At 64.4% G+C, this 15856-nt stretch carries 14 protein-coding genes; 8 read left to right on the plus strand and 6 right to left on the minus strand.

Annotation, left to right across the window (positions count from 1 at the left end):
• Positions 1–32: 32 nt before the first annotated feature.
• Complete coding sequence (locus ACZ9H4_RS04845) at positions 33–428, minus strand: acyl-CoA thioesterase (protein WP_408143304.1); 396 nt, start codon at positions 426–428, stop codon at positions 33–35.
• Positions 429–745: 317 nt separating this feature from the next.
• Between ACZ9H4_RS04845 and ACZ9H4_RS04850 the strand changes: the two genes are divergently transcribed.
• Positions 746–2635: an ABCB family ABC transporter ATP-binding protein/permease gene (locus tag ACZ9H4_RS04850; RefSeq protein WP_408143306.1), complete on the plus strand. Its 1890-nt coding sequence runs from the start codon at positions 746–748 to the stop codon at positions 2633–2635.
• A 206-nt stretch (positions 2636–2841) separates the two neighbouring features.
• On the opposite strand, the gene murU is transcribed toward ACZ9H4_RS04850, so the two are convergent.
• A complete protein-coding gene (gene murU, locus ACZ9H4_RS04855; RefSeq protein WP_408154678.1) occupies positions 2842–3549 on the minus strand; it encodes an N-acetylmuramate alpha-1-phosphate uridylyltransferase MurU in 708 nt (235 codons plus the stop codon).
• Between the two features lie 9 nt (positions 3550–3558).
• On the minus strand, positions 3559–4650 hold the full coding sequence (locus tag ACZ9H4_RS04860) for an aminoglycoside phosphotransferase family protein (protein ID WP_476118363.1): 1092 nt from the start codon (positions 4648–4650) through the stop codon (positions 3559–3561).
• A 222-nt stretch (positions 4651–4872) separates the two neighbouring features.
• Between ACZ9H4_RS04860 and ACZ9H4_RS04865 the strand changes: the two genes are divergently transcribed.
• From ACZ9H4_RS04865 to rsmA, 4 genes are all read left to right on the plus strand, one after another.
• A complete protein-coding gene (locus tag ACZ9H4_RS04865) occupies positions 4873–7239 on the plus strand; it encodes an LPS-assembly protein LptD (protein WP_408143312.1) in 2367 nt (788 codons plus the stop codon).
• A 67-nt stretch (positions 7240–7306) separates the two neighbouring features.
• Positions 7307–8671, plus strand: a complete 1365-nt coding sequence (locus tag ACZ9H4_RS04870; protein ID WP_408154682.1) for a peptidylprolyl isomerase — start codon at positions 7307–7309, stop codon at positions 8669–8671.
• Positions 8672–8676: 5 nt separating this feature from the next.
• Positions 8677–9687: a 4-hydroxythreonine-4-phosphate dehydrogenase PdxA gene (gene pdxA, locus ACZ9H4_RS04875; RefSeq protein ID WP_408143316.1), complete on the plus strand. Its 1011-nt coding sequence runs from the start codon at positions 8677–8679 to the stop codon at positions 9685–9687.
• A 74-nt stretch (positions 9688–9761) separates the two neighbouring features.
• On the plus strand, positions 9762–10595 hold the full coding sequence (gene rsmA, locus ACZ9H4_RS04880; protein ID WP_408143318.1) for a 16S rRNA (adenine(1518)-N(6)/adenine(1519)-N(6))-dimethyltransferase RsmA: 834 nt from the start codon (positions 9762–9764) through the stop codon (positions 10593–10595).
• 66 nt (positions 10596–10661) lie between these two features.
• Here the strand turns inward: rsmA and ACZ9H4_RS04885 are convergent, their stop codons facing one another.
• A complete protein-coding gene (locus ACZ9H4_RS04885; RefSeq protein ID WP_476118364.1) occupies positions 10662–11600 on the minus strand; it encodes a DMT family transporter in 939 nt (312 codons plus the stop codon).
• A 439-nt stretch (positions 11601–12039) separates the two neighbouring features.
• Here ACZ9H4_RS04885 and ACZ9H4_RS04890 point away from each other — a divergent pair, with 439 nt between their 5' ends.
• From ACZ9H4_RS04890 to ACZ9H4_RS04900, 3 genes are all read left to right on the plus strand, one after another.
• On the plus strand, positions 12040–13146 hold the full coding sequence (locus ACZ9H4_RS04890) for a porin (RefSeq protein ID WP_476118365.1): 1107 nt from the start codon (positions 12040–12042) through the stop codon (positions 13144–13146).
• 89 nt (positions 13147–13235) lie between these two features.
• Positions 13236–13622 (plus strand): lactoylglutathione lyase, encoded by a 387-nt coding sequence (gene gloA, locus ACZ9H4_RS04895; protein WP_408143323.1) that lies wholly within the window; start codon positions 13236–13238, stop codon positions 13620–13622.
• Between the two features lie 26 nt (positions 13623–13648).
• Positions 13649–14047: a hypothetical protein gene (locus ACZ9H4_RS04900; protein ID WP_408328540.1), complete on the plus strand. Its 399-nt coding sequence runs from the start codon at positions 13649–13651 to the stop codon at positions 14045–14047.
• A gap of 105 nt (positions 14048–14152) precedes the next feature.
• Here the strand turns inward: ACZ9H4_RS04900 and ACZ9H4_RS04905 are convergent, their stop codons facing one another.
• Positions 14153–15043, minus strand: a complete 891-nt coding sequence (locus tag ACZ9H4_RS04905) for a M48 family metallopeptidase (protein WP_408143327.1) — start codon at positions 15041–15043, stop codon at positions 14153–14155.
• A 42-nt stretch (positions 15044–15085) separates the two neighbouring features.
• Positions 15086–15844 (minus strand): lysophospholipid acyltransferase family protein, encoded by a 759-nt coding sequence (locus tag ACZ9H4_RS04910; RefSeq protein ID WP_408143329.1) that lies wholly within the window; start codon positions 15842–15844, stop codon positions 15086–15088.
• Positions 15845–15856 lie beyond the last annotated feature (12 nt).

Consider the following 15856-nt stretch of genomic DNA (forward strand, 5'->3'; position numbering starts at 1 on the left):
AGCGGCTCGATTCAGCGAGTCAGTTCGGCCACTCAGTCGAGCACCGGCAGTGCGCGCGGGCGGCGGTCGCTATCGGTCGCGACGTAGGTGAGGATGGCCTCGGTGACCTTCACGAGATCTTCGGTCAGGCTCATGCGCTGCGCGTAGACCTCGACCGACACGGTGACCGACGTATTGCCCGTCTTGACGATATCCGCGTAAAAGCTCAGCAGATCGCCGACGAACACCGGCTGCTTGAACACGAACGAATTCACCGCGATGGTCGCCACCCGCCCGTTGGCGCGGCGGCTCGCCGGGATCGAGCCGGCAATGTCCACCTGCGCCATGATCCAGCCGCCGAACACGTCGCCGTGAACATTCGCGTCCGACGGTTGCGGCACGACGCGCAGCGCACAATGCTTTTGCGGGAGTTGAAGAAGATCGGTCATCGGGGCACCCTTGAGAAACGTATTGGCTCGGTCGGCTCGACCGGCAGGCGGGGATTTCACGACGACTGCACCATCGGCGGGGCAACCCAGCCAGATGGGACGGCCGCGCGGCCAGCATGCAACCGGTGGCCGGACAGCCCATGAAAAGCGGCGCCAGCCGGCTTCTGCGACAATAGAAAGATCAGGAATTGTACGGGAAAGCGTTCAGCGAGGTCGTGCGTCAATAAGCGGTGTGCCGGCTCGGCAGACCGCTCCCGGCGCGCCGCTATTGTCGCGTGAGCTCCGGCATTTCCACACTCTCCCCCTTGCAGATCCCCATGCGCCGCACGCCCTCGTCCGAACCCTCGCCGATTTCCACTCAGCCTCGCAACGACTGGCAGACGATCCTGTCGCTGCTGCCTTACCTCGCTACTTATAAATGGCGCGTCGGCTTCGCGCTCAGTTGCCTGATCGGCGCGAAGGTCGCCAATCTGGGCGTGCCGATCGTGATGAAGCGCATCGTCGACAGCCTCGCGTCGGTCCAGCATCTCACCGCGCTCGGCCGCGCGCACGACGCACCGGGCATCGTGCTGCTCGGCGGCATCGGCCTGCTGGTGGTTGCATATGCGGTGGTGCGGCTGTCCACGTCGCTCTTCACCGAGTTGCGCGAGATCCTGTTTTCGAAAGTGACCGAGAGCGCGGTGCGGCAACTGGCGCTGAAGGTGTTTCGCCATCTGCATGCGCTGTCGTTGCGGTTTCATCTGGAACGGCAGACGGGCGGCATGTCGCGCGATATCGAACGCGGCACGCGCGGCATCACGCAACTGATCTCGTATTCGCTGTACAGCATCCTGCCGACGCTCGTCGAAGTCGGCCTCGTGCTCGGCTTTTTCGTCGTCAAATACGAGGCGTACTACGCGATCGTCACGTTCATCGCACTCGCGGTGTACATCGTGTTCACGGTGAAGGTCACCGAGTGGCGCACGCATTTTCGCCGCACGATGAACGATCTCGATTCGAAGGCGAATTCGCGCGCCATCGATTCGCTGCTCAACTACGAAACCGTCAAGTACTTCGGCAACGAAGAGTGGGAAGCGAGCCGCTACGATGAAAACCTCAAGCGCTATCGCACGGCGGCGATCAAATCGCAGCGTTCGCTGTCGGCGCTGAACTTCGGGCAGCAGGCGATCATCGGCACGGGGCTCGTGTTCATTCTGTGGCGCGCGACACAAGGCGTGATGGCCGGGCGCCTCACGCTCGGCGACCTCGTGCTGATCAACACCTTCATGTTGCAGCTTTATATTCCACTGAATTTTCTCGGCGTCGTGTATCGCGAACTGAAGCAGAGTCTCACCGACATGGACCGCATGTTCACGCTGCTCGGTGCGGCGCAGGAAGTGCCCGACCAGCCCGATGCGCCGCCATTGCAAGTGCGCGGTGCGCAAGTGCGCTTCGAGCACGTGAACTTCTCGTACGAGCCGGCGCGCCAGATTCTCCACGACGTGAGCTTTACGATTCCCGCCGGGACCACTACGGCGGTGGTCGGCCATAGCGGCTCGGGCAAATCCACGCTCGCGCGGCTGATGTTCCGCTTCTACGATCTGGACCGCGCGACCGGCGGCGCGATCACCATCGACGCTCAGGACATTCGCGACGTCACGCAGGATTCGCTGCGCGCGTCGATCGGCATCGTGCCGCAGGACACGGTGCTGTTCAACGATTCGATCTACTACAACATCGCATACGGCCGGCCGTCGGCGAGCCGCGAAGAAGTGATCGCGGCGGCGCGCGCGGCGCATATTCACGAGTTCATCGAAGGGCTGCCGAACGGCTATGACACGCCGGTCGGCGAGCGCGGCCTGAAACTGTCGGGCGGCGAAAAGCAGCGCGTGGCGATTGCGCGCACCATCCTGAAGAATCCGCCGATCCTGCTGTTCGACGAAGCGACCTCCGCGCTCGATTCCCGCTCCGAGCGCGCGATCCAGCACGAACTCGATCAGATCGCCCGCGAGCGCACGACGCTGATCATCGCGCACCGCCTGTCGACGGTGGTGCACGCGCAGCAGATCATCGTGATGGACAAGGGGCGCATCGTCGAGCGCGGCACGCATGCGGAATTGCTGCGCGCGAACGGCCTGTTTGCGCAGATGTGGGCCTTGCAGCAGCAACGTGCGGCGCAGGCGCCGGAGCCGATGGAGACGATTGGAACGGGAGAGGGCGGGCGGTGAGTGCCGCACCTGGGTGGGCCTGGGTGGCTTGTGCAACGTGCGCGGCGCGGGGAGCGGTTGAATGGTTTGAGCGGTGAACGCACTACGTCCGCTTCACTGTCGAACCGAATCTCGTGCGTGAACTGCGCGGCATTGCACGTCGGCCTTCGCGTGACGCCGCCGCTCCCGTCGACGCTTTATTGCGCTGCGCCCCTGATTCGCCGCCCTCAGCGCATCCTCAGGCGCTGATCCAGATCCTGCAGTTGAGCCGCCGTACCGACGTTCTCCCACAAGCCTTCGTACAACTCGCCGCTCGCGAGTCCGCGCGCAATCGTCTCGCGGTAATACGGCGTGAGCGCGCGCCGCGTGCCGCGCGGCAGATCGTGGAACATGCGCGTGTCGTAAAGCCCGATGCTGCCGAACGTCAGGCGCGGCTGCGCGTCGAGCGACAACACGCCGTCGACCAGAGCAAAGTCGCCGGTCGGATGAAACGGCGGATTCGGCACCATCACCAGATGCATGCCCGGAGCGGGCTGCGCCTTCAATTGCCGGGCGCGAGCATCGAGCGCGGCGTAATCGAAATCGGCGTACACGTCGCCGGCAACCGCGACGAACACGTCGCTCGCGCCGTCATCTTCGAGCAGCGGCAGCGCCTGCGCGATACCGCCTGCCGTCTCCAATGCTTCGTGCTCGGCCGAGTAGCGCAATTCGACCTGCCAGCGCGAACCGTCGCCGAGCGCGGCTTCGAGCTGCGCGCCGAGCCACGCATGATTGATCACGATGGTCTGGAAGCCGGCTTGCGCGAGCCGTTCGATCTGCCAGACGATCAGCGGCTTGCCGGCCACTTCGAGCAAAGGCTTGGGGCACGCGTCGGTCAACGGACGCATACGCTCGCCGCGGCCCGCGGCGAAAATCATCGCTTTCTTCAGGGACATGGTGACCGGTCAGAACGTGTAGCCGACTTCATTCGCGCGGCCTTCGAGCTCGTCGAGCAGCTTCGCGAACGGACGCAGCGGCGCATAGCGTTCGGCCACCTTGCGCGCATAGCCGATGAAACGCGGCAGATCCTTCATGTAGTGCGGCTTGCCGTCCCGGTAGTGGATCCGGCAGAAGAGGCCCAGCACCTTGATGTGCCGCTGCAGCCCCATCCATTCGATCTGCCGGTAGAACTCGCCGAAATCGGCATCGACCGGCAGGCCGGCTTTTTTCGCGCGTTCCCAGTAGTACACGAAGCAGTCCAGCTCGAACTCCTCGTCCCAGCCGATGAACGCGTCGCGCAGCAGCGATGCGACGTCGTACGTGATCGGGCCGAACACCGCGTCCTGGAAGTCCAGCACGCCGGGGTTCACGGGATTCGGTGCGGCGGCGATCATCAGATTGCGCGGCATGAAATCGCGCAGCATGAACACCTGCGGCTGCGCACGCGCGCTCGCGATCAGCAGCGCGAACGTGCGATCGAGCACCCCACGGGTTTTTTCGTCGACTTCGCGCGCGAGGTGCCGGCCGATGAACCACTCCGGCATCAACTCCATTTCGCGGCGCAGGAACGCTTCGTCGAACGGCGGCAGCACGTTTTCGCGCGAACTGAGCTGCCAGCGGATCAGCGCGTCGAGCGCGTCGCGCATCAGCGTGCGGGCGCGGCGCGAATCGCCGGACTGCTGCGCGTCGGTCAGCGCAGCGAGGTAGGACGCGGTGCCCAGATCGGTGACGAGCATCAGCCCGGCGTCGAAATTGGCCTCCAGCACACGCGGCACATGGACGTCGGCGTCGCCGAGCAAGCCGGCGATCTGCACGAATTCGCGGCATTTCTCGGGCGGCGGGGCGTCGACGGCGATCAGGGTAGTGGCGCTTTCGCCTTCCGCCGCCTTACCGGCGAGCCGGAAATAGCGGCGAAAACTGGCGTCGGACGAAGCCGGCACCAGCGTGTCGAGCTCGAGCGCATAACGCGCCGCATGGCCTTGCAGCCAGGCTTTGAGCAGTTCGAGACGGCTGTCGGTGGAGTCTTGGATCGTGTCTTGGGAGGAGGGGGGCGTCATGAAAACCGGCAGCAAATTCAGAGGGGCAACGTCTTGCCATATAATACCCCACGACTTTTTTGACGCGACTCACGCCGGCTTTCGCGTGGTCCGCTTTACCGCCCGCCTCATCGTTCGACAGATTGTAAATATTGATGTACAGCCGACTGTCACGGTCGGGGTGTGCAGGCGGTGGATCGTGACTGCAGGAGCTGACGGACGGGCCGATTCGCCAAACGATACATGCCGCCTAGAAAGCTTTCCCAAACGACTCCCTCTTGTGCCGTAGTGCCGCGCAAAAGGCGGCTCGTCGCGGCGTTGATCGCCGCTCCGGGCCTGATGCCCGCGCTCGCGCACGCCCAGCTGGTGGGGGAAGCCGCGCAGCCGCAATCCATCGACATCCCTTGGGGCATGCGGCTTGCCCCGCAGCTCGAGGATCATCCGCTGCAAGCCGGCCAGAGCCCGGCCACGTTCGTGCTCGGCGACAGCGCCGCCGGCACCATCGACCAGGATCTGGCGGTCAAGGGCTCGGGCGAGCTGCGCCGCAATACGGCCGTGATCAAGGCCGACGCGCTGCATTACGATCAGGACACGGACATGGCCGACGCATACGGCCAGGTTCACGTGATCAACAGCGGCAATACCTTCATCGGTCCGGAAGCGCATCTGCGCGTGGATTCGACCGAAGGCTTCATGACCGCGCCGAAGTATCACTTCAACCTGACGGGCGGCTCGGGCAGCGCGGAGCGTGTCGACCTGCTCGACTACGAGCGCTCAGTGTTCACGCGCGGCACCTACACGGCGTGCGCGTGCGAGGACAACCCGGCCTGGTACATCAAGGGCAGCGAGTTCGACTTCGACACCGGCGCGGACGAAGGCGTCGCGTACAACAGCGTGCTGTTCTTCCAGGGCGTGCCGGTGTTCGCCTCGCCCTGGCTGTCGTTCCCGTTGTCGGGCGAGCGGCGCAGCGGGCTGTTGCCGCCCACGTTCTCGTTGAGTTCGTCGAATGGCGTCGAACTCTCGGTACCGTATTACTTCAACATCGCGCCGAATCGCGATCTGACGGTCACGCCGCGTCTGATCTCCAAGCGCGGTGTGCAGTTGCAGAGCACGTTCCGTTATCTGTCGCCCACGTATTCCGGCTCGATCACCGGCGAATTCCTGCCGGACGATCACCTGACCAAGACCAACCGCTACGCGCTGTATATCCAGCACAACCAGAACTTCGGCAACGGGTTCGGCGGCTACATCTACTACAACAGGGTTTCGGACAATACGTATCCGGAAGACCTGTCGTCGTCGGTCAATCAGTTCATGAACGGCACCCAGCTCCTGTATCAGCAGGAAGCCGGGTTGACCTACAACAACGGGCCGTGGTCGGTGCTCGCGCGCGAACAGCACTGGCAGACGCTCGAGCCGTCGGTCGCGCCGTACGGCCGTGAGCCGCAGTTGAACGTGAAGTACGCGAAGTACAACGTCGGCGGCTTCGATTTCGGCGCCGAAGCCGACTACACGAACTTCCGCATCACCACCGCGGACGTGACCGAAGGTCAGCGGGTGCTGTTCAACCCGTACGTGTCGTATTCGGTGGTCGGGCCGGGCTACTTCGTCACGCCGAAGGTGCAGTGGCACTTCGCGTCGTACAACCTGAACAACATCGGCACCGATCTGCCGGCCGGCTCGGCGAAGAATTTCACCGAATCGATCCCGACGCTGAGCTTCGACACGGGGCTGACTTTCGAGCGTTCGGTGCGCATATTCGGCACCGACTACATCCAGACGCTGGAGCCGCGCCTGTACTACGTGTACACGCCGTACCGCAATCAGGACAACGCGCCGCTCTTCGACACCGCCGACTCCGACTTCGGTCTCGCGGAAATCTTCACGCCGAACACCTTCGTCGGCAATGACCGGATCGCCGACGCGAACCGCCTGACCGCGGGCATCACCACGCGCTTCATCAACCCGGCCACGGGCGACGAGCGGGCGCGCTTCGTGATCGCGCAGCAGTACTATTTCCAGGACCAGCGCGTCACGCTGCAGCCGAACCAGACCAGCACGCAGGCCACGCATTCGGACCTGATCGCGGGTGCGTCGTTCAAGCTCGGCGCCGGTTTCGCCTCGGAAACGGCGTTCCAATATAATGCCGACAACAATCAGCTGGTGAAGACGAGTGTCGGCTTCGGGTTCAGTCCGGCGAGCGGCAAGGTGATCAACGTCGCGTACCGTTACACGCGCGCGAACACCACGCTGGACAACCAGCCGATCAACCAGATACTGGTGTCGGGGCAGTGGCCGCTCACGCACCGCGTGTACGGCGTCGCGCGCTTCAATTACGACCTGGGCGGCCACCGGATCGTCGACGGCCTGGTCGGCATGCAATACGACGCCGACTGCTGGACGCTCGGCGCCGGCATCCAGCGGTATGCGAACGGCCTGAACACCTCGGGGCAGAATCAGTCGAGCACGCGGTTCCTGGCGCAGTTGACCTTCAAGGGCCTGTCGAGCGTCGACAACGGGCTGATGACCGCGTTCCGCAACAGCGTGGCGGGTTACACGCCGTTGCCGCCGCCACCGCCGCCGGAATCGCGCTTCACCAATTACGAATGACGCGCGCCCAATCATTTATCGAATGCGAAAAGACGGGCCAGGCGTGCCCGACATCATTGGAGTATCTGTGGCAATCATGAAAAAGCATCGCTTGGCAACGCTTGCGGCCGGTCTTGTCGCCGCGGCGTCTTTCCTGTCGGTCGCGCCGGTTCAGGCGCAGGCGCTGGGCGGCAGTAGCGGCCAGACGGTCGATACCATCGCCGCAGTGGTCAACAACGGTGTCATCACGCGGCGCGAGCTCGACGAGCGCATGAGCCTGATCACGCGCCGACTGAACCAGCAAAACGCGCCGGTCCCGCCGATGGACCAGCTGCGCCAGCAGGTGCTCAACCAGATGGTGCTGGAGCGCATCCAGTTGCAGAAGGCGAAGGAAGACGGCATCAACATCGACGACGCCACCGTGCAAAAAACGCTCGAACGGCTCGCCCAGGCGAACAACATGTCGCTCGAAATGTACCGCGCGCGCATCGAGGCGCAGGGCGTGCCCTGGACCACCTTCACCGGCGACGCGCGCACCGAACTGACGCTGTCGCGTCTGCGCGAGAAGGAAGTGGACAGCAAGGTCACGGTGTCGGACGCCGAAGTGGCGAACTACATCGCCAGTCAGCGTGGCCCTAACGCCGGCCAGACGAGCGACCTGCATCTGCAGCACATTCTGGTGAAGGCGCCGCTGAACGCGCCGGAAACGGACATCGAGGCGGCGCAGCAGAAAGCGCAATCGCTGCTGACCGAAGCCAAGGGCGGCGCCAATTTCGAAAAGCTCGCGAAGTCCAACTCGCAGGCGCCGGACGCGGCAAAGAACGGCGGCGATCTGGGTTTCCTCACGCCGTCCAAGCTGCCGCCTGAATTCGTCAAGGCCGCGTCGACGCTGCGCCCCGGCGAGGTCAGCCCGGATCTGATCCGCACCAACGACGGTTTCGAGATCGTGCGTCTGGTCGATCGCCGCGCCGGTCAGGGCACGAGCGCGGATGCGCCGAAACTCGTGCAGACGCACGTGCGCCACATCCTGCTGCGCGTCGGCGACGGCATGTCGGAGCCGCAAGCGCGTCAGAAGCTGCTCGACATCAAGAGTCAGATTGCGGCGGGCGGCGACTTCTCGAAGTTCGCGCACACCTACTCGCAGGACGGTTCGTCGTCGCAAGGCGGCGATCTCGGCTGGATCAGCCCGGGCGAAACGGTGCCGGAATTCGAGCGTGCGATGAACTCGCTGCAGGACGGCCAGATCAGCGACCCGGTGCGCAGCGAGTACGGCTACCACCTGATCCAGGTGCTGGGCCGCCGCGAAGCGGAAGGCTCGGTATCGCAGCAGATGGATCTGGCGCGCCAGGCCATCGGTCAGCGCAAGGCGGAACAGGCTTACGCCGACTGGCTGCGCGAACTGCGCGACACCGCTTACGTGGAAGTGAAACCCACGCTGTCGAGCGTGCAATAACCATCATGACTAGCGCCGCCCAGTCCACCAGCCTGCCGTTGCAGATCGCGATCACGACCGGCGAGCCCGCCGGCGTCGGTCCCGAACTGACGGCGCAGGCGCTGGCCGGCGCGGCGGCGCACTGGCCCAACGCGCAGTTCACCGTGCTGGGCGACGCGGGTCTGCTCGCGGAACGCGCGCGGGCGGTGGGTGTCGATTGGGCCGCGCTGGTGGCGCATGGCCAGCGCGTACGCGTGCAGCATCAGGCGCTCGGCGCGCCGTCGCGCGCGGGCAAGCTGGACGCCGCCAACGGCCGTTACGTGCTCGATCTGCTCGACAGCGCGATCGACGGCGCGGTGGCCGGCACCTTCGACGCGATCGTTACCGCGCCGCTGCAGAAAAGCACGATCAACGACGCCGGTGTGCCGTTCACCGGCCACACCGAATATCTGGCCGAGCGCACTCACACGCCACGCGTGGTGATGATGCTGGCCGGCACCGGCAAGCGTCCGTTGCGCGTCGCGCTCGCGACTACGCATCTGCCGCTCAAGGACGTGTCGGCCGCGCTGTCGGTCGAGAGCATCGTCGAGACGCTGCGCATCATCGATCACGATCTGCGGCATCACTTCGGCTTGCCGGCGCCGCGCATCCTCGTGACGGGCCTGAACCCGCACGCGGGCGAAAACGGCTATCTGGGCCGCGAGGAAATCGAGGTCATCACGCCGGCGCTCAAGCTCGCGAACGACCAGGGCATCGACGCGCGCGGCCCGTATCCGGCCGATACGCTGTTCCAGCCGCGTTATCTGGAAGAGGCCGACTGCGTGCTCGCGATGTTCCACGATCAGGGTCTGCCGGTGTTGAAGTACGCAACGTTCGGCGAAGGCATCAATGTCACGCTCGGCTTGCCGATCATCCGCACCTCGGTCGATCACGGCACCGCGCTCGATCTGGCCGGCACCGGCCGCGCCGACGCGGGCAGCCTGATCGCCGCGATCGACACGGCGGTGTCGATGGCGCAGCATCGCCGCGCGGGCTGATTGCGCGCGCGCCGCGGCGCGGTTTGCGGCGTTTTCCTTTTTCTCAAGCAGTTCTTTTTCTTAGCGTTTCTTCGATGTCCACCAGCAGACAGCAACAGGGCCGGCACCAAGGTCATCTCGCGCGCAAGCGTTTCGGTCAGAACTTTCTGGTCGACATGGGCGTGATCGATTCGATCGTCGACGTGATCCGGCCGCAACGCGGCGAGCGCATGGTCGAAATCGGGCCGGGACTCGGCGCGCTCACCGAACCGCTGATCGAGCGGCTCGCGACGCCGGAAACGCCGTTGCACGCGGTCGAACTGGACCGCGATCTGATCGGCCGTCTGAAGACCAGGTTCGGCGACCTGCTCGAACTCCACGCAGGCGACGCGCTCGCGTTCGACTTCGGCTCGCTGGCCGCGCCGGGCGACAAGGCGTCGCTGCGCATCGTCGGCAATCTGCCGTACAACATTTCGAGCCCGCTGCTGTTTCATCTGGCGTCGTTCGCGCATCGCGTGATCGATCAGCACTTCATGCTGCAGAACGAGGTGGTCGAACGGATGGTGGCGGAGCCCGGCACCAAGGCGTTTAGCCGGCTGTCGGTGATGCTGCAGTACCGCTACGTGATCGACAAGCAGCTGGATGTGCCGCCCGAAGCGTTCCAGCCGCCGCCGAAGGTCGATTCGGCGATCGTGCGGATGATCCCGTACGAACTGCATGAACTGGCGCCTGTCGACGAGCGCGTGCTCGGCGAAGTGGTGACGGCGGCGTTCTCGCAGCGTCGCAAGATGTTGCGCAACACGCTGGCCGCGTTCCGCGATTCGGTGGATTTCGAGGCGCTCGGCTTCGATCTGCAACGCCGCGCCGAAGACGTGCCGGTGGACGAATACGTGCGTGTGGCGCAGATTGTGGCGGGCAAGGCTTCGTGACTCGTAGGGCCCGCCGAGGCCTCTGATGCCTCCGAGGCCCGCGTGCGCCGCTAAATCCTGCCAGGACTAGGCCACCACCCGCCGTTTCGCCGGCGCATTGACCAGCGCAATGCCGGTCAGCACCAGCACGGCGGCCATCAGAAAGCGCAGGCTGAACGACTCGCCGAGCAGCCACACGCCGAAGGTCACGCCGAACAGCGGCGTGAGAAACGAGAACACCGACAGGCGCGACGCGACATAACGCGTCAGCAACCAGAACCACACCAGATAGCTGACGAACGCGACGACCACGGCCTGGTACGCGAGGCTCACGAGCGCCAGCGGCGTGACGGTTTCCACGTGAGCCTGGCCGAGCCCGAGTGCGAGCGCGAGCAACACCACCGCCGACACCGTTAGCTGATAAAACAGCGTCTTGCTGGCGCTCGATTGTGCGAGACGCGTCGCGCGCACCACCACGGTCGTCGCGGCCCACGCGATGCCGGCCAGCACGCCGAGCGCGTCGCCGGCCACGCCCGCGAGCGTCGAGCCACGGGCGGCGGGGCCGTGCAGGAAGCCGTCCGCGAAGGCCAGCGTCATCCCCGCGAATGCGACGAAAATGCCGAGCCACTGAATCCGCCGCATCCGCTCGCCGTCGACGAACCAGTGCAGCCCGAGCGCCGTGAAGCACGGCGCCGTGTACAGAAACACCGCCATGCGCGACGCACTGGTCAGCGTCAGGCCGAGAAAGATGCAGACGAACTCCGCCGCGAACAGCACGCCTGCGAGCAGGCCCGCGCCGAGCGTGCCGTCGTCGCGAAAGAGCGGCGTGCCGCGTGCGCGCGCCCAGCCCCATACCAGCACCGCCGCGATCGCCGAACGCAAGCCCGCCTGGAAGAGCGGCGGCAATGCCGAGTTGGTGTTTTTGATCGCGACTTGCTGGAGTCCCCAGATCGCGCACAAGCCGATCATCAGCAGGATCGCGAAGCTATCCGGGGCGCGGCGTGCGGGCAGGGCGGTGGTGCTCATGGGGCGGTGGCGGTGAGGTCGACGAAGCAGTGGAGGGGCGGCGCACAGTATCGGATGCCGGCACGCCGCGGGTAATCGGTAATCGGCCGGATGGACCGGGCTTCGCCGTGCGGCCGTCGCCTCGCTCATCTGCCGGATCGTACGATAGCAAACCCGTCGCGCCTACAAACGAAGCCCCTACCTTCTACGCGTGCTTCTTTACCGCTGCAAGTTTTTTGTGCACTTAACAACACCCTTGTCAGACTATTTTCTTGACGCTGCCGTTTCGCGCTAAGGTTCGAACAGATGGGTTTCGTCAGCCCATTTGCATGGACCGAGACGACAGCAAGTGCAGCGTTCCGCCACGACGAACGCGCTGACAATGCGCCAGATCGAATTGCGCCGCCCCACGCCTACGAACCCCATCCGCGCAACACGGAGCCCGGTACGAGGAGACGGAATGAAGAACGCAACCAGGTGGGTGGCGGCGATGGCAGCGCTCGGATGCCCGATCGCGCACGCGCAATCGAGTGTCACGCTCTACGGCGTGGTGGACGAGAGCGTGCGCTATCTGACCAACGTGAACAAGGCCGGCGACTCGTCGGTCGGGCTCGGTCCGGGCGGCCTCACGCAGAGCCGCTGGGGCATGAAAGGCGTCGAGGATCTCGGCGGCGGCTGGTCCACTTTCTTCAAGCTCGAAAACCGTTTCAACATCAACAGCGGGCGCAGCGACCCCACCTTGCCGTTCTTCAATGAAGCGCAGGTGGGCGTGCGCTCGAACGCGTTTGGCCAGGTCATTCTGGGGCGCCAGTACAACGTGATGATCGAAGGCATCACGGCGGGCGGCTACGGCAGTAACTGGTGGATTCCGTACGACTTCAGCTTTCAGCCGGAAGTGACGATGACGGGCGGCATCTGGACCAGCAACCAGGTGCAGTATCAGGCGAGATATAACGGTCTCAGCTTCGCGGCCGGCTACGCGTTTGGCGGCAACGCGGGCAATTCGTACGGCAGTCAGATCGGCGCGGCCCTCGCTTATAAACCGGTGGGCGGACCGTTCAGCATTGGCGGCGCGTACGAAGAGTCGAAGGATTCGGTGAACGGCGCGGCGGCTAAAGCGTGGACCTTCGGCGCTTCGTATACATGGAATCTCACACGCTTTTCGGCAGGCTACATCGTCAATCAGAACGACGCCGGCTTTTCGAACTTCGCCAACGGACCGTTCACCGCGCCCGTGCTGGCCGCGCTCAAGTACACGGACTTCGCGCGGCGCCGCATGATCATGGGCGGCATCACGCAGCAGGTCGGCAACGCATGGCACTTCGCCGCGAACATCTGGCGCACGTTGCAGGACGGCAAGAGCGCGAAGCAGGACGGCTCGGCGTGGCAATATCAACTGGTCGCCGACTACAACCTGTCAAAGCGCACCGACGTCTATCTGGAAGGCGATTTCGCGCAGTACCGGGGCGACCTGATCGGCGCGCAGCTGCAAGGCGTCAATGGCGTCGGGCTCGCGCAGAAGGGCACGCAACTCGGCCTGATGGCGGGGCTGCGGCATCAGTTCTGAACGCCGCGTCCCACGCGCCGGTCTCTGCAGCGCCGCGTGATTCGGGGTACATTGACGGTCTCGTTTCACTACGCAACAGGGAGTGCACAATGCGCCTGCTTCACACCATGCTCCGGGTCGGCGACCTGGATCGTTCGATTGCCTTCTATACCGAACTGCTCGGCATGAAACTGCTGCGCCGCGACGACTATCCGGACGGTAAATTCACGCTGGCTTTCGTCGGCTATACGGACGAACGCGACGGCACTGTCATCGAACTGACGCACAACTGGGACACGCCGTCGTACGATCTGGGCGGCGGTTTCGGTCACCTCGCGGTCGAAGTCGAAGACGCGTATGCCGCTTGCGACAAGATCAAGGCTCAAGGCGGCACGGTCGTGCGCGAAGCCGGCCCGATGAAACACGGCACCACCGTGATCGCATTCGTGACGGACCCGGACGGCTACAAGATCGAATTCATCCAGAAGAAAAAGTAACGTAGCCGGCGGGGCAAGTGCGAACGATGAACAACAATAATCCCTACTTCAAAGAACTCGGCGACATCCACGCTGAAATCCAGGCATTGTTCGACGGCTCCGCGGATGACGGTGCGCTGCAACGGATCGTGGCGCGCTTCGCGCCGCAATTCACGATGGTGATGCCGTCCGGCATCGCCGTGGACCACGCCGGCGTGCACGAGCTTTTCGGCAAGCTGCGCGGCGCGCGTCCGGGCTCGCAAATCACGATCCGTGATATGGAAATCGTCGCCGACTACGGGTCGGGCGCGGTGGTGAAGTATCGCGAATATCAGCGTGACGGTGCGGGCAATGCGAACGTGCGGCGCTCGACGGCGGTGCTGGACCTCGACGCGCACGGCAAGGTGACTTGGCGTCATCTGCACGAGACCTACTGCACGGAGTGACGCGCGAATCGGTGCAACTGGCGAGGGTGATTGAGTGTCTGCCGGTTGCGATGCGCCCGGCGCTTCATCACGTGAAGCGCCGGCTTCGAGGCGCAACGCGCTAGCTCAAAGCGTCGGCAGCAATTCCGGCGGATGCGACTTCAGCGTTTGCCGCGCTTCGCGGAACTCCGGAAAAATCGATTCGACCGTTTGCCAGAAGCGCGGGCTGTGATTCATTTCACGCAGATGCGCGAGTTCGTGCGCGACCACGTAATCGATGATGGACAGCGGGAAGTGAATCAGCCGCCAGTTCAAGCGGATCTTGCCGTCGCTCGAACAACTGCCCCAGCGCGTGGCCGCTGACGAGAGCGCATACGCGCGATAGTTGACGCCCAGCTTCTCCGCATAAATGGCGAGGCGCTCGCCGAACAGACGCTTCGCTTCGCCTTGCAGCCAGCCTTGCACGCGGTCCTTGATTTGCTGCGGATCGGCTTGCAACGGCAACGGTACTTGCAGGGCGGCGTCGTCCGCGTTGAACGCGAGCGTGCCTTGCGGCGAGCCGAGCTTCACGCGCACCGGTTGACCGAGGTAGGGCACTTCGGCGCCGTCTTTCCAGTCGACCTTCGGCAGCGCGCGCTGTTCGACACGCGTTTGCCATTCGATCAGCTTCGTGAAAATCCAGCGCTGTTTTTCGGTAATCGCGGTTTCGATATCGGCGAGCGTGACCCAGCGCGGCGCAGTGATCGTGAGGCCCGTGCTGTCGATCGCGAAACCGATCGAACGGCGTGCCGAACGCTTGAGCACGTAATGCAGCGTGCGCGGGCCAATGGACACACTGCGCAGCTTGCTGCCGTCCGGTGCCAGCGGCACGGCCGGCTGTTGCCCGGCGGGCGAGCCCGATGAAGGCGCGGACGGCGAAGGGGACGACGACGTCGACCCCGGCTCGGCGAAGAGCGGGAGATCGAGCTGCCGGTTATCGAGCGCCGCAGCGGGCTGCGACGTAGGAGACTTCTGCATCGGATTCGCTTCGCGCAATACGCCTTCGAGGGCGTGGGCGCGTCAGATTGGTGCGACGGCGGAACTGCTGTCCGCCGCGCGGTACGCGGCAGGATCGATGCGACGCATTTCAGCTTCGATCCATTGTTCGACGCGCGTGTTCACTTCGTCGGGCGTGAGCCCCGTCGTGTCGATTGGCTTGCCGATCGACACTGTGACTATACCCGCATATTTGAGGAACGAGTTGCGCGGCCACACGCGTCCCGCGTTGTGCGCGATCGGCACGACCGGCGCGCCGGTGGCGATCGCGAAGCGCGCGCCGCCGGTCTTGTACTTGCCCTGCTTGCCGGTCGGCGTGCGCGTGCCTTCCGGAAACATGATGACCCAGGCGCCTTCCGCCATCCGCGCCTTGCCTTGTTTGATGACGGATTCGAACGCGTACTTGCCTTCCTTGCGATCGATGTGAACCATCTTCAGCATGCCGAGCGCCCAGCCGAAAAACGGCACGTACAGCAGCTCGCGCTTGAACACGTAGCACAGCGGCCGCGGCATCAGCGCCGGAAACGCCAGCGTTTCCCACGCCGATTGATGCTTGGAGAGCAGCACCGCCGGACCGTCGGGCAGATTCTCGTAGCCTTCGATCCTGTAGCGGATGCCGTTGAGCCAACGCACCGTGTGGAGCGTCGCACGGCACCAGCCTGCCGCCATCCAGTAGCGGTTGTCGGCGCGCATGAACGGGAACGCGATGAAGCACGCGGTCGCGTACGGCACCGTGAACAGAACGAAGTAGATCAGCAGCAACAGGGAACGGATGAAGCGCATCGGCGTGGTCAG

Source organism: Paraburkholderia sp. TE9906, assembly GCF_056279605.1.